Origin of the sequence: Flavobacterium sp. RSB2_4_14, from assembly GCF_051547085.1 — a bacterium.
Taxonomy (GTDB): domain Bacteria; phylum Bacteroidota; class Bacteroidia; order Flavobacteriales; family Flavobacteriaceae; genus Flavobacterium.
In genome coordinates this window covers 1-25694 of the sequence record NZ_JBPTTL010000002.1, presented here as the reverse complement: position 1 = coordinate 25694, position 25694 = coordinate 1, and the positions used below count along the sequence as shown (strand labels likewise).

15 protein-coding genes are annotated in these 25694 nt (G+C 30.8%); all 15 read right to left on the bottom strand.

From position 1 onward, the window contains the following. Window positions 1-3: 3 nt before the first annotated feature. The 15 genes from ACSVH2_RS06120 to ACSVH2_RS06050 all read right to left on the bottom strand — a co-directional run bounded on the left by ACSVH2_RS06120 (window position 4) and on the right by ACSVH2_RS06050 (window position 25068). Complete coding sequence (locus ACSVH2_RS06120; RefSeq protein ID WP_438092285.1) at window positions 4-1260, bottom strand: Y-family DNA polymerase; 1257 nt, start codon at window positions 1258-1260, stop codon at window positions 4-6. Beyond that, the gene (locus ACSVH2_RS06115; protein ID WP_438092284.1) at window positions 1260-1709 is read right to left on the bottom strand and encodes a LexA family protein; all 450 of its coding nucleotides are present in this window, start codon (window positions 1707-1709) and stop codon (window positions 1260-1262) included. The genes ACSVH2_RS06120 and ACSVH2_RS06115 overlap by 1 nt, the downstream gene beginning before the upstream one ends. Window positions 1710-2098: 389 nt before the next feature. Further along, the gene (locus ACSVH2_RS06110; protein WP_438092283.1) at window positions 2099-3163 is read right to left on the bottom strand and encodes a hypothetical protein; all 1065 of its coding nucleotides are present in this window, start codon (window positions 3161-3163) and stop codon (window positions 2099-2101) included. A 14-nt stretch (window positions 3164-3177) separates the two neighbouring features. Beyond that, a complete protein-coding gene (locus ACSVH2_RS06105) occupies window positions 3178-3729 on the bottom strand; it encodes a hypothetical protein (protein WP_438092282.1) in 552 nt (183 codons plus the stop codon). After that, on the bottom strand, window positions 3726-4421 hold the full coding sequence (locus tag ACSVH2_RS06100; RefSeq protein WP_438092281.1) for a hypothetical protein: 696 nt from the start codon (window positions 4419-4421) through the stop codon (window positions 3726-3728). Before ACSVH2_RS06100 ends, ACSVH2_RS06105 begins: the two co-directional genes overlap by 4 nt. A 1-nt stretch (window position 4422) precedes the next feature. Then, window positions 4423-8970, bottom strand: a complete 4548-nt coding sequence (locus tag ACSVH2_RS06095) for a DEAD/DEAH box helicase (protein ID WP_438092280.1) — start codon at window positions 8968-8970, stop codon at window positions 4423-4425. A gap of 56 nt (window positions 8971-9026) precedes the next feature. Continuing rightward, a complete protein-coding gene (locus ACSVH2_RS06090; RefSeq protein WP_438092279.1) occupies window positions 9027-10874 on the bottom strand; it encodes a DUF262 domain-containing protein in 1848 nt (615 codons plus the stop codon). A 73-nt stretch (window positions 10875-10947) separates the two neighbouring features. Continuing rightward, window positions 10948-13980 (bottom strand): type I restriction endonuclease subunit R, encoded by a 3033-nt coding sequence (locus ACSVH2_RS06085; RefSeq protein WP_438092278.1) that lies wholly within the window; start codon window positions 13978-13980, stop codon window positions 10948-10950. Window positions 13981-13986: 6 nt separating this feature from the next. Beyond that, entirely contained in the window at window positions 13987-14736 is a 750-nt protein-coding gene (locus ACSVH2_RS06080) for a restriction endonuclease subunit S (protein ID WP_438092277.1), read from the bottom strand. After that, window positions 14733-16913 (bottom strand): type I restriction-modification system subunit M, encoded by a 2181-nt coding sequence (locus ACSVH2_RS06075; protein WP_438092276.1) that lies wholly within the window; start codon window positions 16911-16913, stop codon window positions 14733-14735. The genes ACSVH2_RS06080 and ACSVH2_RS06075 overlap by 4 nt, the downstream gene beginning before the upstream one ends. 9 nt (window positions 16914-16922) lie before the next feature. Next, window positions 16923-19679 carry a hypothetical protein gene (locus ACSVH2_RS06070; protein ID WP_438092275.1) on the bottom strand — a complete coding sequence of 919 codons (2757 nt, stop codon included), beginning with the start codon at window positions 19677-19679 and terminating at the stop codon, window positions 16923-16925. A 418-nt stretch (window positions 19680-20097) separates the two neighbouring features. Continuing rightward, window positions 20098-22224 (bottom strand): VapE domain-containing protein, encoded by a 2127-nt coding sequence (locus ACSVH2_RS06065; RefSeq protein WP_438092274.1) that lies wholly within the window; start codon window positions 22222-22224, stop codon window positions 20098-20100. A gap of 97 nt (window positions 22225-22321) precedes the next feature. Next, the gene (locus tag ACSVH2_RS06060) at window positions 22322-22603 is read right to left on the bottom strand and encodes a helix-turn-helix domain-containing protein (RefSeq protein WP_011964270.1); all 282 of its coding nucleotides are present in this window, start codon (window positions 22601-22603) and stop codon (window positions 22322-22324) included. A gap of 89 nt (window positions 22604-22692) precedes the next feature. Next, the gene (locus ACSVH2_RS06055) at window positions 22693-23580 is read right to left on the bottom strand and encodes a hypothetical protein (protein ID WP_438092273.1); all 888 of its coding nucleotides are present in this window, start codon (window positions 23578-23580) and stop codon (window positions 22693-22695) included. Window positions 23581-23850: 270 nt separating this feature from the next. Further along, window positions 23851-25068, bottom strand: a complete 1218-nt coding sequence (locus ACSVH2_RS06050) for a tyrosine-type recombinase/integrase (RefSeq protein ID WP_438092272.1) — start codon at window positions 25066-25068, stop codon at window positions 23851-23853. Window positions 25069-25694: the final 626 nt, after the last annotated feature.

The following is a 25694-nucleotide window of genomic DNA, read 5'->3' as shown; positions in this document are numbered from 1 at the left end:
TTATTAATTAATAATTATGACATCATCTATCCTAGTCGTGTAACAAGGTGAAAGTTTTTCTTGTTTCATTTTCCATTGTCTACCGTGTGATTGAGTTGCAAACTTTACTTTATTGGCACCGAAGCTTTTATTCATTTTGTCTATAACGCTCATTAGAGGTTGATGTCTTGGGTTTGAAAAATTGAATAAAGATAATTGTGTTTCGCTGTTTGGAGTTAATCCCATAACAATAACACCTGCTTTTTTATAATGAAAACCTTCTTTGAAAATGGCTTTTAGTCCTATTTGAGCATAATGGTTAAGTTCTATTGTAGAATTGGTTGGGAAGTCAGTATTTATTATAATGTTTCTTGAATATTGTGGTTGGTCTTTGCGGAAATAGTTAGTATGTACGAAAATCATAATCATATTGCAATGGCTGTTTTGCTTTCTTAATTTTTCTGAACAGGAAGCTGTAAAAGTTGACACTCTTTCTGATATATCCTCGAATTTTGTGAATGGTTTTTCAAATGATCGTGTTGTAGCAATCATTTTTTTACTTTTTGGCTGCTCTAAATCTAAAGTTGGTTTTCCTTGTAATTCGTGTTTTAGCCTTAATCCCACTACTGCCATTTCTTTACGAACCCATTCATCTGATAGTAAAGTAAATTGATATGCGTTGAAGATATTTTTAGCTTGTAATCGCTTAGCGTGTTTTCTTCCAACACCCCAAACATCTTCTATTTTAGTCCATTTGAGGGCTTTAATTCTCTTTTCCTCATTGTCTATTGTATAAACACTTTGGGTTCTGTCAGGGTACTTCTTTGCTATTTTATTAGCTACTTTGGCGAGTGCTTTCGTTGGTGCAAAACCAATACTTACTGGAATGCCTGTGCCTTTGGTAACTGTTCGCTGCATTTCTAAACCAATTTTTTGCAAATCAAATAATTCAAAACCTTTGAATTTTAGGAAAGCTTCATCGATACTGTAAATTTCAATTTCTGGTGAATATCTTGTTAGGATATTCATTACTCTTGAACTCATATCACCGTATAGAGCATAATTTGAAGAATAAACAAATACATTATTGGCTTCAAAGATATTTTTATATTCAAATGCTGGTGCACCCATTGGAATACCTAATGCTTTAGCTTCATTGGAACGTGCAATAACACAACCATCATTATTAGAAAGTATAACCACTGGTTTATTTCTTAAATGAGGTTCAAATACTCTTTGACAAGAAGCATAGAAATTATTACAATCAACTAATGCAAACATTAAAAATATTTAATGGAATTTATTACTATCCCCCAAATAACAAAATCATTTTCGGGAGTAACTTTTATAGGTTTATAGTCTTCGTTTTCAGCTATTAGCCAAATAACGTTTTCTTCTTTTTTAATACGTTTGATTGTAAACTCACCATCAATTTGACAGATTGCAATTCTACCATCTTGTGGCTCCAAGCTTTTATCAATGACCAATAAATCACCATCAAAAATTCCAACATTTTTCATAGAATGACCTTTTACCTTTGCAAAGAAAGTAGTGTCTTTATGTTTAATTATATGCTTATTTAAATCAATTGACAACTCTATAAAATCATCTGCTGGTGATGGAAATCCTGCACTAATTCCTGTGTCAAATAGAGGCAATTGTAATTCTGTGGAATAATCCGGGATGTAAAATTCTAATGTGTTTGTATTGTGTAGGTTTCTCAATTTCATTTAACAAAATTAGAAAACTAAAGTTTCATTTAGTGCAAAACGGTGTAAAATAGTTATTAACGAAATGAAGCAAACAAATACGTGAGTTTAGGAATACTTGGACTAAACGAGGGTTTTGTGCAGATGAATGAGGTAATGACTATTTGAGTATTTCGATACTGGCGCGAGTTGCGAAGCGTACGTGTTTTTTCTAAAAACCGTGCCAGTAATTTTTTTTGGAGCGTTGGCAAAGGAGTGACTACTGAAATGTAAAACTTCCATTTTACCACCGAACGAAAAAAGATATTCTCGTTATTGGAAATGAAATTAGCGAAATGAAGCAAACAAAGATGTGAGTTTAGGAATACTTGGACTAAACGAGGATTTTGTGCAGCTGAATGAGATAATGATTAGATAATTCCTCTTGTTTGTAAATGATATTTTAAGGATGAAGTTCTTTCGTAATCATCATCAAAAGGTATTTGATTTTCTTGTTCTTCCGGAGATAGTGTATTGTATTTATTCAATTTTTCGTAATAATGCTTTTCAAGTAGTTCTTGCAAATCGATACAGTTTCTTAATATATCTATTTTGAAGTAAACAGTATGGTCTTTATGTAAAACACAATTACCTGTTTGTAAACTTTCCTCAGGCAAAATATTACCATATAATAATATTAATTCGTTATATAAATGTTCATACTTTACTAACCATTTTAATAAATCTATTTCGTTATCAAGATTAATAGATTTAAATTCATCAATCGCTATTTTAGCTTCATTTTCAATTATTAAGAATTTATAAATTTCATTGATATGATAATAAAGCCAATAAAACGAATAATGATACTTGTAATAATTATTTATCCAATTCATAGAATTGTATAATTCTTCATAGCTTTTAATCCAAGTAATTATTTCATCTTTTGAAATTTCACAGTCATTGAGTTGCTTTATTTCATTCAGAGCAGTGATTGATTTATTTTTTAAATAGTTATATGAAGATGAAGGTTTAAAATTGACCTTTTCATCATTATAAACCGTAATATCAAGTTTTCTTTTATTTTCATTGATAACATTCTCATTAGTGCAAAAAACCGAACAAGTGTATATGTCCTTTACTGTGCCGTCTTCTTTTTCTTCAATAATGAAATTAATATAACGATTTGATTTATTTCCAACGAAGGCTATACCTTTTTTATTTTTATTGGTACATTCACCGGAATTACATTTACCCTCATAAGGAATAAGTTTGCTGTCTTCTTTTTGGAAATCTGTGAAAACTTCTTTCAGTTTTTGGAGAAAAATTGTCTTTGTAGTATCTTGATAACTTACGTCATCTTCTAAAATTAATTCAAGTGCTTTGCTATTCATTTCTGAAATAGCATTAATAAGACTTGATGTGCCTCTTTTTACAATGGTAACATCGCCTAATTGTGCAAGTTGCTTTATTAATTTTAGTTGTTCTGGTGTCATTTTTAAATTAGGGTTTAAAATAATGAAATTCCTCGCTGATATTCTGGTCTTAAACCTTCGTTTTTATATTTTTTTAATTCGTATTCTAAATGCTCCTGCATAAAATTTTCCCCAAATTCTTCATATACTTTAAAGAATTTCATAGCTATTGTATTCAAATTATCAGCAGGTATACGTTCTTGTTTCTCTGAGCTAGCTTTTCTGAATGAGGAACAAATTAGAGTGTATATTTCAATAATCTTTTCATCATTAGTTTTTTCTGTTGGTGCTGTATTATTAAATTCGCCGATATTTCTAAGTCTTTTTACTAAACTAGTATTTAGCTTATCTTCGAATGAAACTGGTTCTTGTGGTTTTCTTTTAAGTATATAATAACTAAAATAAAAAACAGGATAAAAAATGGTCATAAAGGATCTCGTCAAAATAATAAATGAGTATCTGTAAAACCAACTTTTGTTTTTATTTTCTTTTAAAGAGTGTTTATCCTCAATGGCCAAATGTTTGGCAAGTGGACCAATGAAATTAGATATAATTCCAACAACTAAATATATTAAAAATATCTTCATAAGAATTTTATAACAATTGAAATAATTACTAATGCTATGATAGCAAAACTTAATTTTTTATTGAAATCTAGTTCTTTTTTTAATAATTCATTTTGGGAAATAATTGAATTCAGTTTAGTGTCTGATTCTTCAATTTTAGCCAATAGTTCTTTTTTAATACTCTCTTGATTTTCAGTTGCTAATTCAAAAAATTTGATGATTTCCTTTTGGTTTTTAGAAAGTATTTGTTCAATTTCACCAAAGTTTTGAATGATCTTATTGATGTTTTGAGAAATGGTTGTTAGTATGCCATTTATTCCATTAACCGAGATAAATACTTCTGAAAGTTTGTTTTGATGTTTATTGAAATGTTCTTCTAAATCTATTTTTGATAAACGATTAATTTCATTTTTGAAATCATCATTAATTTTTTTAAATTGGGAAATATTATTCTCAATTTGATTTATATTTTTCACTAATAGATCATTGTTACCCTCAATAAATAATTTTACTGAATTCCCTAAGTTTTTATTATACTCGGTTGCGTGTTCAATTATCAATTGAAACCTCTTTTGAAATTCTTCAGGTAATTTTTCATTACTATCCTTTAACTCTTGAATTCTTTCCTTTAAGTTTTCAATTTGTTTTAATTCTGATTTTAGTTTATCTAATTGCTCGTAATTATCAGATAAAATTTGGTCTATATTATTCATATTATAAATCTTTTAAGCTGTTGTTAATATTTTGAACGAATTTGGTGTTAATCCTAAGCATTAATCTGTGTTTTGCTCTTTTAATAAATTCTTTTGAATTTTCAAATTTTACTTCTTCTGATAAGATTTCTTCAAATTGATTTAATTTATTTTCAAAATCTTTATAGTTGTTGCATTTGTCATAGAAATTCTCAAATCCTTCCATAAAATGCTTTTCAGCCTCTTCAAAATAATATGGATTGTTTAACCCGAAACTAGCATAAGCATACATCAATTTTAAAACATATTCCCCTTTAGAATCTTCACCTGCTATGGAACGCCAAATTCTTTTACAAGAACCACGCATCATTTTACATTCGTTTATGAAAGATGCTTTATTATTTAATATTCTAGTGTACTTTATTAACACTTCCCAGTGATCTAACTCTTTCTTTTTAAAATCATCTATTAATGAACGGTCTTCACCATCTTCATTGAATTCACTTTTTGCATATTTTGCATTGAAGTAATAATACATTAGCTGCTTGAAATGACTATTGTATTTTGAATTTTTGAACTTTAGTTCTGTCTTTTTATTGTGATTAATACTTTCTGTAATAAATTCTTTTATGTCTTCAATTGCCCTTTTTCTTTTTTTTACAATGTCAGAATATGTAAATTCCAAAATTACTTTGACCGATTTTTTAATTGTATTAAATACATTCAAATCGTTACAAGTTTGTTGTAAGGTGTCAATCTTTAATTGTGTTTTTTCTTTGGATAGGTATTTTAATAAATGATTTTTTGTAGCTTGAATATAGAAGTTTTTTTCTTTTTTATTAATACTGACTGTTACCAAGCCTTTATTGTAATCGATAGTGTAATCCGAAATAAATTGAATACTATATAAACGATAAATAATCCGTAATATATCCTGTCGGTTAATATTTGAATAATATAATTCTTTATACTGTTTTTTGTTATTAGAATACATTTCAGACTTTAAAATTTCTATATCCCAAGTTTCTTCTACTCTCTGAATATAATCTCTAAAATCAGTTGATTGTTTTTGTAAGGCTTCTAAATAGCTTTGAATATTTTGAATATTTGGTGTTGCAACTAATTCAAAATCCAAAATTAGTTTTTCAGAAAGACTGTCTTTGATTAGATCTAATGGCACAATGAATTTTAAATTATTGCTTCCCAATTCAAAGAAATCTTTTAACGATAGCCCATTATTAATAACATTTTCAACAGGTTTACTTAAATATTCATAAAGTGTGGTATTTGGACTGTTTTTATCCCATTGACTTGTTATAAAATCGAAAATGTTATTTGTTAGTGGAATGTTCATAGTACCACCACCAGCACCAAAGTTAAAATCAACAGTTAAGTTTCCATTACCTCTAGTATTAATTATTTTACCAAAAACAAGGTTATCTTCATTTCTAAGCCAAATATTACCTTGATAAGGCCCATCAGGTGTTAAGTAAAACTTTATTTCCCTATCGTTTTCAAGATTATAAATATCTGTAATTTGTTTAAATACTGTTTTATTAATTTCTTCCTTTCTAGTAAAAAAACGTTCTAATTGATACAATTCTGTTTCTATACCTTTGAAACTGTTATTGTGAAAGAAATCGTGAGTGCTTTCATCTAAATTATAGGTTAAAATGGTTTTTTGTTCTTCATTTTCATTATTAATAACAGTGTTAAATGTCTCAGAGAAATTGAGAATAATTAATCTGATGTCATTTATTAATGCTTCTTTATTTGAATTTCTAATTAATGTGAATTTTTCTCCATTGAATGATTCAACTAAATGTCTTAATCTTATTCTTGCTTCTTTTGGGAATTGTTTAATATAATTTGGGTTTAAAAAATAGAAATCTTCTGTATTAATCAAGTTCACACATAAAGACTTTTTCTTGTCTCTACCTGCCCTTCCTGCTTCTTGGATATAACTTTCAGGTGAAGAAGAATAGTTAATATGATAAACTGCTCTTACATCTTCCTTGTCGATTCCCATTCCAAATGCTTTTGTACAAACCATATAACTGGTTTTGCCGTCTAAAAAATTATTGAAATGGTTATGAATTTCTTTGCTTAATCTTCCTGCCTCATCATTCCCTATGAAATAGGATTTTTTAGATTCATTTATTACTAAGTTTTCAAATATTTCAGAAGAACGTAATCCATTATGAACTCTGCCTGTAACGCCTAATATTCCTTGGGTATGTGGACAAAAAATTATTGAAGTAGTAGTGTCAAATGTCAAACTATTTGGAATACTATTAATTGACTGTGATTCAATTTCAATTATATTATTCTTCTCATTTTCTTCAAATTCTGCAACCTCAAATTCTTCATAATGTTGTTCAAGAGAATCTGCAATAACTTTATCATCAATAGTTTTTAAATTATTTACACTGCTTTTGACATATTCATTTAATTTATCTCTTTTGATGGTGCCAATTCGTATTTTAATATCTCTATCTGTTATACTATGATCTGAGATATCAGCGTTACATTCTATAAAATCAAAAAATAATTCTTTTCTTATAGTATTGTCAATTGAAATTACTGCATTTGCTGAGTCTTTGTGGTCAATGTCTAACTCTCTTTCAATATCGGATAAAACATCGTAAGATGCTGTTGCAGTTAGTCCTACTAAAGTCACTTTGCCGTTCCTCGTTTTAATAAATTTTTGAGCATTTTTACCTAACATTAGATAGGTTGAACGGAAATCGTGTCCCCATTCAGATAAGCAATGTACTTCATCAATGATACAAAATGAAAATGCTAACTTATATTTAGTATTATCAATAGACATTATGATGTTCCTAAAGTCTTGCATTACAAATCGTTCTGGAGACACAAAAAGGAATTGTGTTTTTCCAAACTTAAAATCAATTATCTTTTTTTGCTTTTCAGTCCTCTCCAAATTGGAATTTATATAATCGCAACAGTCAATCCAATTATTGTTTAAAACTCTTACTTGGTCTTCCATTAATGATTTTATGGGATCAACGACCAAACATAAACCTGGTTGTAAAAAAACCGGTAACTGATACGTTAACGATTTACCTCCACCCGTAGGTAATAAACCAATAACTGGTTTTTGCTGTAATGCTCTAGAAATTATTGGTAATTGACCTGATCTAAAACTAGATTTTCTAAAAATATTTTGAATGAAAAAATTAATGTGTTTTTCAAGTTTTTCATTTGAAGTATAAGAACCATCATTATTTTTATGAACTAATTCATTATATTGTAACAAATTGGCACAGTAAATTTTTTTACTGCTTTCAATACTATTGTCAAAATAATGTGATGAACGAATTAGTATGGCTTCACGAAGCGAGTAATCTTTTTCTTTATAGATTTGAGAACGTCTTAAAATGGAATGATCAATAATAATATCAAAATCATTTGCTCCAAAGTAAGTTTCATTTTTTGGTTTGTTATTACAATGTAATTTTTGATTATTTACCCATTTTTCATTTTCAAAAATACTTAACTCAATTTTTGGCAATGGTAGTTTGTCTTTATCTTCCAACAAAGCATTTATGTTTGTGAAAAAATCTTCTAAACTTTTAATCGCTAAAGCACCACACGGCAAATCTCTTTCAATAATTGCTATTTGTAAGGATTCCTTATTTAAAAATTCAGGTTTTGCTATAAAATGTTCAATTATTGCTTTTTGAATTCTAGCAACAGCAAAAGGGATAAAAATTAAACTGTATTCCTCTAAAAACTCATTATGTTTCCTATTGAAGTTTTTTTCGAAAATTTTATATAAATCTTCAGAAAATAATTTAGCATAAGGAATCTCATTTGCATTAATCTCATTTTGAGTGAAACGAAAAGTTTCTGCATTCACTGTTTTTGCAGCTAAATCTCTATTTGTATCATAGAAAACGTATTCGTCTAATAAATGATGTGGGCCATCTATTTCAAAAATTCTAGTTTTAAATTCGGTTCTATTTTTGTTATTATTCCAATACAAATATGGCGATGTAAAACTAAAATCGACTGATCGACCTCCTGGTAAATCATTTGTGATTGTAGCAAAATCTCTTTGTGATTGGAAAAGTTGTTTGATAAATTGATGGTTTCCTAAAAATTTTAGTTCTAATTGACTTCCTAATTCTCCAATATAGTTTTCATCTTTGAACTTTAAATTTGGTTCAATGATGTGGAGTAACTCAAAAACAGTTTCAAAACTCAATTTTTTAACAGTCTTTGAATATTCTAAAATAATTTCATTTTCATTTTTATTGGTTAATCCAATTTCTAAAAAAGTCTCTTCAATTGCAAGAGGTGCTTTTGTTGGTAAACCACGTGTAATGATGTTATTTATTGTCGCTAAAACAGGATGTATATTGTTATAATCAATAGAATGGGTATATGGAAATTGAACATTAAAGGCACTAAGGTTTTGAAGCAATCCTTTTACTTTATTGATGTCATCATTTTCATTTTCATTGAAATAATTAAATGACTTGAAATTCTCAGTAATAAGATTACTGATGGCATCCACGATATAACCTGCTTTAAATTGTTTCATTGATTATTTTAAATAGTAAATATTCCTAACCTCTCAACTACTAAAAAATTTAATTATTAATCTATGGTTCTAAAAAAATCTAAACTCCAAATTTCTTCGCTGATTTGTTTGTATAGATTTTGGCGTTCGTTAAGGTCTTCTTTTTTGTATTGGTCGTGTGCTTTAAATGGCAACCCAGATTGGTTTACATAATTTAGGAAATTTGGATTGCGCTCATAGCAAACTGTGTTTAATGATTGTGCTAATAAATTTTCTTTTATGTAATGAGGTAATTTTTTTTCATAACGATCTGCACCAAATGATTGATTTGTTCCTCTTGGCAATAGAATTAAATCTCCTAAACGGTTTCGCATTTCGTTGAATTCGTGTACTTGAGTGAATTCGTCATCGTGATACTGCATTTTGTCAGCCCAAATGTGTTCTATTTCGAAAGGTTTACCACCCGGATTATGGAAGTAGGTTACGAAATTGGTCGATTTTCCTGATTTTAATTCGATATGAGAAGTTATACGGCTTAAAAGAAACTTGATAAAATGTTTGTTTTGCATATGCATACCTAAACGTAAAAGGCCATTTAGATTTTCTTCAATATCTTGTAGTTTCTGAGCTAATATATTTCCGACTTCCTGAACTGATTTATCTCTTAATTCCAGCACTAAATTATACATAGTGTATCTTATCGAACTTTGAGAGAAGTTTCGATAATTAGCCCCTCTATAGACTGCAAAAGTTTCTATAAAACGAGCTACTAGATTAAGTTTTTTATCAATAGTTTCCTCATTGTCATTCAAACCAATTGCCGCTAATAGTAATGGGTCAGCCAATGAACTTGCAAAACCCCAATGTTGCGCATAATAAAGGTGTTCTAATCCAATGGTGAAGTATTCTCTTGCTTGATAAATTTTAGTAAACACCTTCATAAAGAAAATCATATTGGTATTTACGAATTCATAAAAATCGTTTGGGTTTTGAAGGGTTATTTTGTCATTGTTGTCTTTTACCCAAGTATGAAAACGAGTACCTATTTTTTCGAAATCTTCATTGGCAGCACCTATTTTACCGGGGCGGATTGTTAGTGCATATTTTGCTCTTAGCCAAGATTGAAAGAAACTTATATCTGCTTCGTTCCATAATTCGTGTATTCCTTTTATTTCTTTTTTCCAAACTGCATTTATTTGATCTCTTTGCTCTGAGGTTCTCACTTTTGAAAGTAAATACCCTTTTAACATTTCGCTTGGGGTTAGATTCAAACCTCGATCATTCATAGTTTCGAATATCGTATAAGCGTTATCATCAGAATAAGCCGTGATAACAACCAAAACCACATTTTGTGTTAACCAGTCTATGAAAAAGGGTAGTGCTTTTCCTTTTAGTTCGTCAGGAAAAAGTTCAACAATATCAAAATATCTTTCTGTAATGTTTTTTACAGTTTCGTCGTCTTTATCTTTAATTTCATAATTACCATTGCTATACAAGGCATCTAAACAATGTTTACGTTCCGGAACATCGAGATTAAATGATTTTTGACCGTAGGTTTCGGAATAAATTAAAGCATCTAGATTTACTTTATGGGGTTGTTCTTTTTGTAAATTATTGAGGTAAATCAATAATATTGTTAAAGATGTAAGCCTTTGCTGACCATCAATAACAGATTTTTTACCGTCTTTGTTGCTTAGTACAATTGGTCCCAAATAATAGGAATTGTAATTGGCTACTTCCTGACGCTCGTGTGTTTCATCATAATTGAGATTAAAGGAGGTTTCTAAATCCGCAATTAATTGTTCAATGTGTCTTTGCTGCCATTTGAATTCACGTTGAAAATAATCAATGGTGTATTTTTTGTTAGACAACACATCCGAAATACTGTAATCTTTTGCTTCTATTTTACTTGCTACTTTGCTCATTTTTGTTTTGAGTTTATTTCTTAAGTTAATTTATAATAGTCATTAGTTATTTTAAATATTATAGCTTAACTGTTTAAGGATTTATAGGTGGTTGATTTTTTGTTTGCCAAACACTATCGAAAATAAATTCTTTATAGCGTCTCTGGAAATCTAAATCGGTTGTGAACTTCTTGAAAATTTCTGTTTGTGAGAACAAATATTGTTGCATTAGTTCTTCTACTTTGTTATCAGAAGAAATCTTTGCATTTTGTTTGTCTGGTGATGTAGTTATTGCATCCATTATCCTTTTGTCTGCTTTCATTGCAGCTGGAATCTGTTGGGTTAAAATTTGATTGACTTTATCCTTGTCAGTCCAATCGACATCGCCAAAACGGTGATTGAATATTTGCAAAATATTTTCAAGTGTGTCAAATTCATTTTCTAATTTACCGCCGCCAACATCTACGGGGATTGGGGCTAAATAACCAGGATCTTCAGCTAAATTAATTTTTTCAGTGGCTATTTTAGAGGGGCGATAACTATCCATATTAACTGCTTCTATAATGCCCTTTGCAAAATCGTCATCATTTGGAATTGTTAATTTGGGTAATAAATATTTTAAATACCACCATAATTGTTCCCAATAGATATTGTTAAAATCTAGTAACTTGGCTAAATAGCTATATGTTCTTAAGAATGCTTTTACCTTGATTTTAAAGTCAATTTTTTTGTCTAAATCCAAATTGTGTGTAAAAATATGAGCTGCTGAGTCAACTATTGGGTCTAAAATATTTCTGTCCGCTTTATTCGCATATTTTTCAAAAAAATCAATAACGACTTCTTCGTTGTAAATTTCGAACTTCTCTAAAGCGTCGACTAGGTCATTGAGTTTATTCGGATTTGTTTCTTCACTTAATATTGTAGCGGTGTAATAAGGTTCAAAAGCTTTTTGGATGTCTTCGGCTTTATTGAGAAAGTCCAAAACAAAAGTGTCTTTTTTATAGGGTTTGTAAGCTCTGTTTAATCTAGATAGTGTTTGTACTGCCTGAACATCACTTAATTTTTTATCTACATACATTGTATGTAAAAGTGGTTGGTCAAAACCAGTCTGATATTTATTAGCCACAATTAAAAAACGGTATTCGTTTTTTTTGAAGTTTTTTGGAACGTCATTTTTGAAACTTTCAAAACTGTTCATCGAGGTTTCATCGTACTCAATGCCTTTATAAGTTTTCTTTCCTGAAAAAGCCACAATGGCTTTATAGGGTGATTTAATTTCTTTCAAGTACCCATCAAAAGCTTTTTTGTATTTGATAGCCGATAAAATACTTTTGGTTACTACCATTGTTTTTGCTTCCCCGTTAATCAGGTGTTTTACATCGCGATGAAAATGATCCAGCATAATCTTTGCTTTCTCCTTAATGGCGAATTCGTGACCCTCTACATAGGCTTTCAATTTTTTCTGAGCTTCTTTGGTGTCAAATTCTGGATTTTGCTCTACTGATTTTATTAGTTTGTAAAACGAGTTAAATGTTGTGTAATTTTCTAAAACATCTAAAATAAATTCCTCTTCAATCGCTTGTTTCATTGAATATAAATGGAATGCATCAAATGCAGTTTTTTCTTCTCCATCTTTCAAATATTTTCTTGGCACTCCAAAAGTTTCTAATGTTTTGTTTTTTGGTGTCGCCGTGAAAGCAAAATAAGAACCGTTTTTAATCATCTTTCGACTATCAATCAATTGATTGATTTTATCTTCAAATGATTGTTCTTCTTCCTCTTCGCCTTCTTCTTCCTCACTTTTTGATTTATCTGATAATGCTGCATTCATTTTGGCTGATGTTTCCCCATTTTGACTGCTGTGCGCTTCGTCTATGATAATGGCAAATCTCATTGAACCTAAATCATCCATTTCTTTTAACAAGAATGGGAAAGTCTGTATGGTGCAAATGATGACTTTTTTCTTGTTGGCAATAGCTTCTCTAAGATTGCTAGTTTTGCTACCTCCATCACTTGTGATAGCAGCCACTATTCCTTTTTTTGGTGAAAATTGTTTTATTTCCTCACTCAATTGTTTGTCTAAAACGGTTCTGTCAGTAACCACGATAACAGAATTGAACAAATTGTTTTCACCAGTTGCATCGAACAATCCGTGCAGCTGATGTGACAACCAAGCGATAGACTTGGATTTGCCTGAACCTGCTGAATGCTGGATTAAGTATTTATGACCAATGCCGTTTTGTTTTGCGTGATTAAGTATTTGTTTTACGGAAGTCAGCTGATGGTAGCGAGGAAAAATCATTTTCCTTTTTTTCTTTCCTGTGTCTTCGTCTGTTTCCTCAATTACTTGGGCAAACTTGTCTATGATGTTGCTTAAAGCATCTTTGCTCAATATATCTTCCCAAAAATAATGGGTTTTTAATCCGTTAGGGTTTACAGGGTTTCCGGCACCAAAAGGAGGTAAAGATTTCCCATCGTTTAAGCCTTTGTTGAACGGAATAAAAAAGGATGCTTTCTTTTTTAATTCAGAACACATATAGACCATTTCCGTATCGGCGGCAAAGTGAACCATACATCGGGCAAATGAAAATATCTTTTCTTTTGGTTCACGATCATCTTGATATTGGCGAATGCCATTTTGAACATATTGACCACTCAAAGGATTTTTAAGCTCGCAAGTGATGACAGGAATGCCATTAACAAAAACGGTTAAGTCTAAACGATTTTCGTGTTCTAAACTGTATTTTAATTCTTGTGTTACCGAAAAAACATTGGCTGCATATCTTGCTGCATCTTTAATATTGTAGTTGGAGGATGGTTTATGGTAAAATAAATCAATGGTTTCTCCAGTAACGTGTTTAATGCCTTTACGAAGTACTTCTATAACTCCTAATTCTTTCAATTTTTCATCTAAACGGACTAAAAAACTTCGCTCATTTTTTTTAATCCTTTCGTAAACTGTTGGTTGCGTTGCTTCAATAAAAGCCAGTACTTGTTTTGGATTAATGCAAAAATCACGATCAAACTCGGATGGTGAAGTTTCTATAAACTTGTGTTCTGTTACCAAATAATTGGTAATGAATTTTTGAAAACCTCTTTCGGATGTATCTGTGAATTTAACTACCATTAATTTTTAATTTATTTCTTCGTTATCAATATCCGCATCAACAAATTCTTCACTTTCTAAATCAATCTGAGAATTAAACTCAAAATGAGAAACATCAATTATACCCATTACCGCATCAGTAATTAAACGGTGTTTGTATTCTTGTAAAAGCCCCGCATCTTTAAATGTTTTGCCAATGAGAGATTGGCCTAGTTTCATTATTTTATTCAATGAATGAATTCTATTGTCTAAATAGCTTACAATTTTATTTTGCTCCTCAATAGGGGGAACAATAGTATACATACGTTTAAATTCCGAATATCTTAATGGAATTTGTCCATCAGCGATTCCGTATGAAAAACGTTCAACATAATTTTTATAAAATTCCGTCCTAAATAAATAGTGAAAATATTTTTGATTTATAATAACACCTTTTCTTGGTTTAAGAACTGTACAGGCAGGGCTAACTATTCCTTTATAATTGCTATAGCCAGATGCACCTTGCCTAAAACGCATACTGTAAACTACGTCGCCAGGATATACCAGCAGATATTTTGATTTGTCGAGTGTTGATGAATCCTTTTTTGTTAATTCATTTTGCTTAATTACCCCTCTACCTATGGTAACTGAAAGTAACTCCTCTTCCTCGTAGCCACGTTCAATTCTTTCTTCAAAAATTGCAATATTGGGTAGTAAGTTCCATCCTGCTGGTAGATGGCTTAAATAGTCATAATTGACAGGATAATAGATTTTGTATTTATTTAATTTTTCACTCATACTATGTCTATTGCTTCTGTTAATAATGTTTTTATTTCTTTTTTCATTTCCAAAATTAATTCAGTTAACACATCAATTTGTCTTGGGGGATTATAATTGTAAAAGAAACGGGTGAAATGTATCTCGTATCCTTTTACTGTTTTACTATCATTCAACCAAGTATCTGGAATATGCTGTAGTACTTCTCTTTTAAAAAACTCCCTAATATCTTGGTCAAGAGGAACATTTTCAGTATCTCTTAAATCACTGTCGGCTTCATAAATAATAGTTCCATCTTTTTCGATTTTTTTAATTACTTTTTTAGCATCTTCGTTTTTCCAAGTAATAGTATCAATAATTGTTTTCAATCCTTTGGCATCAATGTCTATCTTCAATTCCTTAATCGTTTTGTATAGCAAGGGCAAGAAAGTGTTATAATCGTCAAATTTTTTGTCACCTAAATTATCAGCAATCTTCTGAGCAATATGCAACAATTTTAATTGAGATTTCCAATTTTCTACACTAAGTAATTTGCTCTTCTCAGCAGGTTTTAATTTTATATCGTTCTTGCTTAAGTGTACTTCAATTCTTTCTTTATATTTTTCCAATTCTTCATATAAATCATTGCCAAATTGTGAATATGCCCATTCCATTTCATTTTTCACACTTTTTTCGTAACGTAATGATTCTAATCTTTCTTTTGATAATTGAGCAGAAAGTCTTAAAGGTCTCTCTATAGTTATTTTATTGTAACCGAAATATTCATTAGGATAAATTTTAGATATTTCACTTTCCTTAAAATCTATATACAATTTGGTTATAGAATCTATTTGGGTAGATTTCATTTCGCAATTTTTCTGACCTAAGTTCTTCCGTAATATTTCATATGAATCTATTGCATTAATCAATTGTACTTTTCCTTTTCTTTTGGCTTCCTTTTTATTGGAAACAATCCAGATATATGTTGGAATACCTGTGTTGTAGAAAATGTTTTTGGGTAATGCAATGATGCATTCCAGCCAATCATTTTCAATAATATTTTTTCTAATCTCACTTTCGCCACCGCCAGCATCACCTGTAAACAAAGCGGAACCATTATGAACAGTTGCAATACGGCTTCCTAATTCGGTATTGTGTTTCATCTTGCTCACCATATTGGACAAGAACAATAGCTGACCATCAGAAATAGTAGGCAAGCCAATTTGAAAACGATTATCTTTAATCTTCTGACTTCCTTTTTTTCCTCTGTCATCCACAATAGCTTCCTCGTCTAATTTCCAAGTTTTACCATAAGGCGGATTGGAAAGCATAAAATCAAACTGCAATTGTGAAAAACCATCTTTCGATAGCGTAGAGCCAAAGGCAATATTTTCTGATTTCTCTCCTTTGATCAACATATCACTGGTGCAAATCGCATAAGTTTCCGGATTTACTTCCTGACCATAAAGCTTAAAATCTGCTTTATTATTGGTAATTTCCATAGCGTAATGTTCAGCTTCTGTAAGCATTCCACCACTACCGCAAGCAGGATCATAAATAAGATAGGTTCCTTGTTTAATTTTATCTTTTACTGGTGTGAATAAAATATGTGTCATCAATTTGATGATTTCACGAGGTGTAAAATGCTCTCCAGCTTCTTCGTTATTCTCTTCGTTGAATTTTCGAATCAGTTCTTCAAATACATAACCCATCCCTAAATTAGTCAAAGGCGGTAATACAATCCCTTTACTGTTTTTGGTTTCAATAGGACTTATGTTTATTTCTTTGTTGGCCAGTTTTTCAATAAGTAAGTAGGTTACACCTGCTTCTTTCATTGTCTCCAACTGATTTCTCAACTTGAACTTGCCAATTATTTCCTGTACATTGGGGCTATATCCGTCCAAGTAAGCTTCTAAATTAGTGTCAATGTTATCGGAGTCATTGAGCAAAGTTTCAAATGTAAATTGGGATATATTCCAGAAGGGATAGCCTGATTGGCTTTCCAAAGCTTTTTTATCATCAATATTCTGTTCTAATAAAAATGCATTGGCTTCTAAAACTTTTTCTTTAGTAGGTACAAGCAAAGCATCTAAACGCCTTAAAACGGTGAATGGTAAAATTATATCTCTGTATTTTCCTCTAACAAATACATCTCTCAATACATCATCTGCAATACTCCAAATAAAACTAACTATTTGATTGTGGACTTTTTGGTTCATTTAATTTTTTTATAATGATAATAATTGTTCTATTTTGGATCTAAACCAATCTGTTGCTATTAACATATCGGTAGTTAATTGGTATTTTGAAATTATTTTTTTATCAAATTCTGTTTTCAAACTGTATGATTTTAAAAATATTTCAACATCATCTGATTTAAGATTTTCACAGATTACCTCTTCATTTTTCTCTCTTATCTTGTTGTGAGGTATCTTAAATTCTTGGTAGCCATTTCTAGCATTGACTAATTTCATCACAATTGAATCATATTTTTTATTTTTCTGGTTTATCAATTGTTGAATGTACCATTCAGTACTAAATTCTGGAATATTTAATTCTGCTAAATTTTCGGGATGAAATAAGTAATTTTCAAAACAATAATAATCTAGAATTATATAATTCTTGTATTGTTTCTTTAATTTTAAGATTTCATTATCGCTAAGATAATCTCTATCTCTAATACCAAAATGTGTAGGATTTGCAACCACCTTAATGTAAACACCGGCGCTGTTATTTTCCGGTATAAAGTGGATGTTTTCAAACTTTAAATTATTAAAAAATATAGAATTTTGATTTTCGCAATAAATAATAATTTTCCCTTCAGTAGAAGGAATAATTAATTGATCATATTGACTGTTAATTGCTTCAAGTTCTGTCTTTAAGCCTTCTAATTTAGACTTGTCGTAGAATTTATTATGAGTTGTAGTTCTTATATCTTCTTCTACTATAGATTTGCCAATAAAAAAAGATTTGAGCTGGTTACCAAAGGAATTAATCAGTAAGACAGACTCTTTTTCTGCTTTTTCAATGAGTTCTTCAATGTCGTTAATTCTCTCTACTAATTGTGCTTTTTGTTGGTTTAATCCCTCTTTTTTATTTTGAAGTTCTTGGATATTGTTTTGACGGATTAAATCTAATTCTTTTTCAATCTTTTTATTAGAACTGTCTTGAAGTATATCAATTTTGTGACTTAATGATTGTAATTCTGTTTTTACAGTTGAGAGTTCTTCTGCCAATTCCTTTTTTTGAATTGTTTCTTCTTTTAAATGTCGATTGGTCTCCTCATATTGTATAAAAATTTCTTCTTTAAGCAATTGTGCATTTTGTTCAACAGAATTGTTTGGTTTAATTTTCTGTCTTAATGCTTTGTTGGTCAGAATTTCAGTTACCAATTCACTACTAAACTTTTCATTGTCTTCATATTGTGTTAGTGCCCTTAAAATATCCATACTTATCTTTTCAGAATCAGAATCAACTTCTTTGAAAAAGAATGGTAACCTGAAACTGCCTAGTATAGCATTTTCAAATTTCTCTGTTCTAGGAACCCAAAACTGTAACATTGAAATAAATTCATTTGGATGAAGGCAAATACTAATTTTTGTATTTGTATCATTGTACTGTTTGAATTTATCATATTCCAAAAAGCTAAAATCCAAGGTTAATATCCAATTTGAAACATCTTTTGTTGAATCAATATAAGCTGGTCTTTTATCTTTCACATAATACCATATCTGGCAATCGTGATTAAACTTGTCATAAATACTATTTTTTCTTTCCTGCTTTTCTTCCACAGTTAAACCTTGAAATTTACCCGCTTTAAAATATTTATCATACCTGTATTCAACCTGTTCTAGTAAATCATCTACAACCCTAGAATCAGTAGCATATTTATCCATATTATCTTGTTGAATTTCAACACCTTTTTTTCTAATATTAACTGAAAAATTATCTAAATATGGATCAAAATAATCATCTAAATCTAAGATAGAATTTTTCTCATAACACTTGTGGAAATATTTTTTTACTATTCCTGTAAACTCCTCAGTACCCTCAGCTGCTATAGCTTGATTGAGCGTTGGTTTTAGTTTTTTAAGATGACTTTTAAATTTTTTAATTAAATACTGAAACTCTTCAACTGTTTTTGGTAGTACATAAAACTTTATAATTACTTTGTTTTTGATTTCCTCTATCAATTCTAAAAGAGCAGAAGTTGCATCATTAGAAGGATTGTCGTGAAGATCTAAAAGTGTAAGTAAAAAATTGGTGTCAACAAAGATCTTTAGATTTGATTGTGATTTAGAAAGTTCATATACTTTTTCAACTGTTTGTTGATTCAGATTAGTTGCCTCAATGAAAAAGTATGCGTTTAATTGATGAAGTATATATTTTTTTACAAATTCATTTGTAAAATCAAAGTATTTAAGCAACAGGGCTTGTACTCTTGCTTTGACACCATTATAACGGGTTAAGAATAATTGGAACTGTCCATATTGTTCAATATTCATTGAATCTACACCACTAATAAGTTCATATGTCTTTGCTCCAATTTCCTTAATCAAAGGAATTATTAAATGTTCATTTAATTCATTCCAGAGTTTTTTTGAATCGATATCGGGACATAATTGAACACATAATTCCTCAAATCGATTCTCTGCTTCAAATTCAATCTCCTTTTGGATAGTGAATGAACTATTGAAGTCATTATAGGTTTCATCAGATAATAAATAAAGATTATCTGCTGTAGAAATGATTATTCTTTTACTTTTCAATACATCAAATTGTTTTGAAAGCCTAGCAATATCAATTTCCGTTTTTATTTCATTATGTAAATTTTCATATATTTCTTTTTCGGAAATAGGAGCATTGTTATTAATTCCAAATGTAGAAATAATGATGTTTTGTATTGCTTTTTCCCACCAACCACTTTCATTAAGCTTGACGTGATGTACTAAAGAAACTATTTCAGAAGATAAAATTTTCGACATACTTGAAGTATTATGTTGATTTAAACATATTATCTACAATATTACAAAAAAGCAATTGAAAGTTCTTTGAGGGAAACCGTAAAACGAGGAAAAATAGTGTAAAAAAGTGAAAATAAATTTAGGGTAAGGAGGGTAAGGTAATTTGGGATAAAAGATATTTAATTTTTTTATAAAATAAAAAACGGTTTTAAGTGGCTGTTTGAGTGCAAAATGAAACGACTACTTTATTATTTTACACTGATATGGTCTTATGTTACCCGATTGTTTTAGAAGAAAAAAAATAAAAAATGTTTGTTGCGTTTTTTGGTTACCCTGCCTGCCCTGTGAAAATGATGTAAAATGAAGTAATGCAAAGAAGAGAACACAAAAAAAGTGGAAACGCTAGTTTTCCACTTTAAAAATGATTATTTGTTGTTGTTTATTCTTCAACCACTTTGTTTCTGTTATCAACGTCTTCCCAAGTATTTTCTATTAAAGCGTACACTGCTATTCCATTCTTTTTTAATCTAATGAAGTTGTGTTTTTTTAATGCTTTGCCTAACTTGTTTATTGTACCATCAGTTATATTTATTTTAGCTTTTTCAGCCAGTTTAGCTGCTATTTGAGAAGCATTGAGAAAAACATTAGCCTTTTCTCTTTCGCAAGGTTCAAACCACGTTAAAAGCAATTCTTCCTCTGGGCTGTGGAGTTGGTATTGTTCGTTATTTTCGGTGATGTTTTTGATTTCTTCTTGGTCGAACCAATATCTAAAACCACTTTTAAAAAGAAACAATGCTTGTGAAAATGCCATATTAATATCTACATTGTGTTGGTATTTGATGCCTTCTAATTCAAAACAAAGAAACCTACGGCTACCTGTACTGTCGTTCAAGAACTGTGCTGTATTGACGCTACCAGCAAACGATGCCCTTCGGGGCATTGTTTCGTTGTTGTGTCCATAGGCTTTTCTCATTCTGATTTGGGTTTTTGTTATGATTTCTTTGAGTGATCCAATTTCGGAACGGTTTAAATTTTCGAGTTCGTCCAAGTTGATTAACATACATTCTGAAAGCTGTACCAATGTATCTTTGTTGTTTGGGTTTATGGTTCCGGAAAATAGATATTCTTTCAAAGGTTTCGGAACGAGTTTCTCCACCCAAGTTGTTTTACCTAATCCTTGTTTGCCGCTAAAGACAATAACCGTATGATTTATTACTTTGTCATCCAATACACAACCGACCATAGCTACTAACCACTTTTTAAAACATTGCTGCCAAAGGTCTTGTTTTGTAGTCGTGATTGTATTGGCTAATTCGGTAATGTAATCGGTCTTTTCATCATAAGAAGGTAAATTGAAAAAATAATCTTCAAATGGATTGAATAGTACACAAAAATCAGAATACAATAAATTTCGTAATGAAGATAAGTTTGTTTTAATCCGACCTTTTAAACATTCTCGAAGCATTGAATTTTCAATAAAATCATTCATTACATTCCAAGCCCCACCCGGCCTCCCCGAAGGGGAGGTGAAAGAAAATCCTTTGTTGATTTTGAATTCCAATTTTCCAGAAACAACATTGTGCCGGAACGTAAATCGTTGTGTCAAAAACAGCTCTAATCGGTCTATTTGTGTTGGTTTTGGTTTGTCTTCGTCGTCGTCTTCAGTAGTATCTGTTATTGAAAAGTTATCTTTCTTTTTTGTTTTATTTGGTTGTTCAAATTTCTCATTTTTGCCAAACTCGTGGATGTTTCCGTAGGCGCTGTTGACTGCTTGTGTTACTTCTTTTTCATCATAGCCAAAATCGGTTAAAATATATCCTAGTGCTTGTTGTAACGCAACTCCTTTTCGGTTTAGGTTACAAGCTAGTTGATGAACGAATACGTTGCGACTACCATTCACGAATTGCACTTTTTTTTCAGTGAATTTTATGCAGTGGTTGTAGATAGCGTCGTAATCAGTGGCAGTCACAGTCGCGGTTGGCAGTGGGGAAACTGAAACGAGTTCAGTTTGACAAGATTGCTTCGTTTCACTCGCAAAGACAGAAGCGTTTTCGTTTAGGTATAAATTTTCATCCCAGGAATAAAAGCACAACCTCGTTAAATCTTTGCCTGATTTGTCAATTTCTAGTTTTAAAATATTCTCGTAATAAGCTTGAACCTTTAGGAACGTTTCTTTGTGTTCGGTTTTTGGTGTATCGATTTTGACTAGAATTTTTAAGCCGTTTCCAGAAGGACTTATAAAACACGCATAAGTAAACTCACTTTGTGCAGCTATACTTTTTGATTTTTGTAAATCGTTTGTACTTAATTTGTCAATATCTAAGATTATAAACTTTGAATATTCTGTTAGGAATTCTAATTTACGACCACCAACAAATTTACCTGAAGGTGTAAATGCTGGAAGTGATTTTTTAGCTTTATTATATGCTTCTTCTTTCTTTTCTGCCAATGATTTACGCAAGTAAATGATACCTGGTCTGTACTTTCCTGTTTTGATTTCTTCTAAAATTGTTGAAATTGTTTTGTGTTCTACAACCTCATTGAAATTCTTGAAAATGGTTACCATAGTTTTAATTTAGTGGTTAATAGTTGGCGGTTGTTGGTTCTCGTTTGTGTGAGTTTTGCAATCGCAAAACTCACAAGTTCCGTTGCAGCTGCTCATACTATCTTCCTTTAAAAGATTTGTTGTAATGCTCCGTAAGGAGTTTTTCAACATCAGAAAGTTTGTAATAGATTTTGTTTCCCACTTGGCTAAATGAAATTTTACCTTCGTCTCTCCAGGTTTGCGCTGTACGTTTTGAAATTTTCATCAGTAATAAAAATTCTTGATTGTCCAGAAAGGTTTCTTTCTTCGGGTCAGCCTTGATAGAGATTTGGCTTTGAATTGTGTCTAATTTGCTCATTAGATCTGTGAACTGGTCTTTTGTGAAGATAATTGCATCCATTTTTAAAAGTTTTAAATTGTTATGGTGCAAATGTGAGAAGTTGTAAAAAGTCCAAAAGTCCTGAAATGGTCTTTCAGGACTATTTTGTTTTAGAGCATTTTGTCGATGTCTATTCTTTTATGGGGTTTCGGACGTTTTTCGGTTCGTGAAGGAGTTAGTATTGTTTTGACTGTTTCAGGACTTATATCTTTTCCATCTTTGTCAAGATAAGAATTTACGATAATTGCCACCATATCATTAACCGAACCATCAAGGATAGATTTTCCATCCACAAATAATTCTCTTAAAAACTGATAATGAATATCAATGAACTGGTTTAAATTGCAATTGATTTGCATTTTTTTGAATGGCATTTGAATGCCTGCGTTGTGATTTTTAGCTTGTTCAATTGCCGCTTGTATTTTTTGTAAGGCATAAATATTCTCTATTTCTTTGGTGCATTGTGCATCATAAAAAGGTGTTTTTTGATTGATAAACTCAATATTAGCTTGTTGGTATTCAAACATTTCTTTGGTTAGCAACAATATTTTTTGATTGTCATCATTGATATTATCCAACTGCTTTTTTAACTCATAAAATGAAAAATGACGGTCTTCACTTTCAGCATTAATGAATTTTTTAGGAGTTTTTGCAACTGGTTCTTTTACTCTGGAAGATTGCAGCTCTGTTCGTTTTTTCTCGATTAAAAAATACAATTTATTGTATCTACTCATAGCCGTTTTGGAGCTGAAAAAGGCTTCATTATTGGCTAATAATTTTTCTAGTTTGCATATCCATACTTCCGGGTTCTTCACCTGGTTGAATTGATAATCTATAAATGCAGGAAATTGAGATTGTTTGAGTTCTAGAATTTTTGCAATTAAGGCATTGCAATAGTTTTGAATGTTGATTTTGTCTTCAACGATTATATCAAATAAAGGATTTTTGGCTAGAGCCGCAGGCACTGCCAATAATTCTACAAACGGAGCTGTTTGCATATTTTGATCCTTTGTATTCAAATTTTAATATGTTTTTTTTGGTATTCATTTAGTATTTAAAGGTAATTAAAAGCGGTTTTAAATTGGTTGCTTTTTGGAAGTCCTAGTGTTTTCAACTAGTGTTCGTTTATCACTCGTTTCGAATGCTTTAAAAATTACTTGTTTACTCTGATGTAAAGTTATAAAATAAAAAAAATCCTTGTTAAAGGATTTTAGTTGAAGTTATTAACAATTGTTTAATGTCAATAAAATAGACACTTAACACGTTATTTAAAAAATATAGTTGTCTACAGCTTTGTCCAGTTCTTCGCTGATGATTTTGGCATATACTTGTGTAGTGCTGATGTCACGGTGGTCCATAAGTTTAGAAACGTGCTCAATTCTCATACCATTATTTAACGCATTGGTTGCAAAACTGTGTCTTGACAAATGGAAAGAAAGGTCGAATGGTAAATTTATTTTTGTACCCATTTTTTTAAGATGCCAATTTGCCAATTTATTGAAAGCTGCTGTTTGAAAATAACGTTTTGCTTCGCTGCTCAAATAGCCTTCTTTGTCCATAATAATCGGAAAGATAAAATCATCGTGATTAGCATTTACTTTTTTGTATTTTTCTAGAATATCTATAGCCACTTTTCCAATTTTGAACTGGTGTACTCTTCCAGTTTTACGAATGTGTTTGTTGATTTTATGTTCAGCTTCATTGTAATTGGAATATTGCATTTCGATAACATCACTAAAACGCAATCCTCCGGCATAAATAGAGAAAAGAAATAAATCTCTCCACATCATCGCTTTTTTGCCTTCTATGAGCTTTAATTGGGTTAAATTATCTATCTGTACTTTATTAAGAAATAATCTTTTAGAAGAGCTGATTTTGAGGGTTATTTTGCTAAAAGGAAACATAGTTTCAGGAATTACTTCTTCACGAATTGCATCCCTGAATATGGTTCCGAGCACAATTATGGAAAGGCGTTGCGTTGTATCTCCGTTGCCTAAAGTATCTCCTAAATGAAATTTATAGTCGTTTAATAGTGCTACCGTAATTTCATCAAAATACACATCCTTTGTTCCCATATATTTTTCAAATTTATCAACCTGAGAGGTGTATGCTCTGTAAGTGGAATAAGAAACAGTACTTTTGATTTTCTCTAATCTCTTTCTGGCATATTCAAAAAAGTTTGGCACTTCTTTTCCCTTTATGGCTTCTTTGAGCTTTTTAACGGACACGGTTTTGATTTTACGTTCCATATCTGCAACCTGACCTTCAGCATCTGCAATCTTTTGAGATAATGCAGCATTCATCCTGGCACTATTGGAATGGTTCTTTTTTACTTTCTGCTTTACTTCATCCCACTCGTTCTCTTTAAGCTTCACTCCAGCAGTGATAAATTTCGTTTTTCTATCTTTTATAATTCGGATATACAAAGGGCTGTGTCCGGTTTGGTCTACCTGATGCGTTCTTAAAATTAGTTTTACTGATGCCATAATAATAGGAATTTAGAAATGTTATACTACTTTTGTAAATTAATGCAAACGAGTGAAAGTATTGTAAATAAAGGGTTTTCAATTGGGTGCATCGTGATACGAAGGTACAACATTGGGTACAACAAAACAAGTATTTCGTTGCTTTTTGTTGCTTAAAATTGCATTGTTCATTTTTATAAAGTCAATGAATACAACACTTTAAGTGCAAATGGGAGGGTTGAATGAAAAGTTGTAGATAACTTGTATATAGGCGATATAAAACTTCGCCAATCTACCCCTATTTGGGTGTATAGGCGAAGTTTTGTTTCGCTTTATTTTTCAAATATATAAAAATAATTTTCCGCATCAACCAAGTTATTAAACACAAAGTATAGAAATCTTAAATACTGAGTTTTCAGCCCCAATCCACCTCTCGGGAAGGTAAACGCGCTGCGTCTAGCTTCAATTTACTTTGCGGGAAGGTAAACGCGTTGCGTCTTGCTCTAATTTACTTCGCGGGAAGTTAGATGCGCTGCGTCTAGCTTCAAATCACCTTGCGGGATGGTAAACGCGTTGCGTCTAGCTCCAAGTTACCTCTCGGCAAACTAAACGCACAGCTTTTCATAGTAAAACACTAAGTGATACCT

Coding starts and splice junctions, on each gene's coding strand:
- ACSVH2_RS06120 (WP_438092285.1), bottom strand. CDS start 1,260: ATGTTTGCATTAGTTGATTGTAATAATTTCTATGCTTCTTGTCAAAGA.
- ACSVH2_RS06115 (WP_438092284.1), bottom strand. CDS start 1,709: ATGAAATTGAGAAACCTACACAATACAAACACATTAGAATTTTACATC.
- ACSVH2_RS06110 (WP_438092283.1), bottom strand. CDS start 3,163: ATGACACCAGAACAACTAAAATTAATAAAGCAACTTGCACAATTAGGC.
- ACSVH2_RS06105 (WP_438092282.1), bottom strand. CDS start 3,729: ATGAAGATATTTTTAATATATTTAGTTGTTGGAATTATATCTAATTTC.
- ACSVH2_RS06100 (WP_438092281.1), bottom strand. CDS start 4,421: ATGAATAATATAGACCAAATTTTATCTGATAATTACGAGCAATTAGAT.
- ACSVH2_RS06095 (WP_438092280.1), bottom strand. CDS start 8,970: ATGAAACAATTTAAAGCAGGTTATATCGTGGATGCCATCAGTAATCTT.
- ACSVH2_RS06090 (WP_438092279.1), bottom strand. CDS start 10,874: ATGAGCAAAGTAGCAAGTAAAATAGAAGCAAAAGATTACAGTATTTCG.
- ACSVH2_RS06085 (WP_438092278.1), bottom strand. CDS start 13,980: ATGGTAGTTAAATTCACAGATACATCCGAAAGAGGTTTTCAAAAATTC.
- ACSVH2_RS06080 (WP_438092277.1), bottom strand. CDS start 14,736: ATGAGTGAAAAATTAAATAAATACAAAATCTATTATCCTGTCAATTAT.
- ACSVH2_RS06075 (WP_438092276.1), bottom strand. CDS start 16,913: ATGAACCAAAAAGTCCACAATCAAATAGTTAGTTTTATTTGGAGTATT.
- ACSVH2_RS06070 (WP_438092275.1), bottom strand. CDS start 19,679: ATGTCGAAAATTTTATCTTCTGAAATAGTTTCTTTAGTACATCACGTC.
- ACSVH2_RS06065 (WP_438092274.1), bottom strand. CDS start 22,224: ATGGTAACCATTTTCAAGAATTTCAATGAGGTTGTAGAACACAAAACA.
- ACSVH2_RS06060 (WP_011964270.1), bottom strand. CDS start 22,603: ATGGATGCAATTATCTTCACAAAAGACCAGTTCACAGATCTAATGAGC.
- ACSVH2_RS06055 (WP_438092273.1), bottom strand. CDS start 23,580: ATGCAAACAGCTCCGTTTGTAGAATTATTGGCAGTGCCTGCGGCTCTA.
- ACSVH2_RS06050 (WP_438092272.1), bottom strand. CDS start 25,068: ATGGCATCAGTAAAACTAATTTTAAGAACGCATCAGGTAGACCAAACC.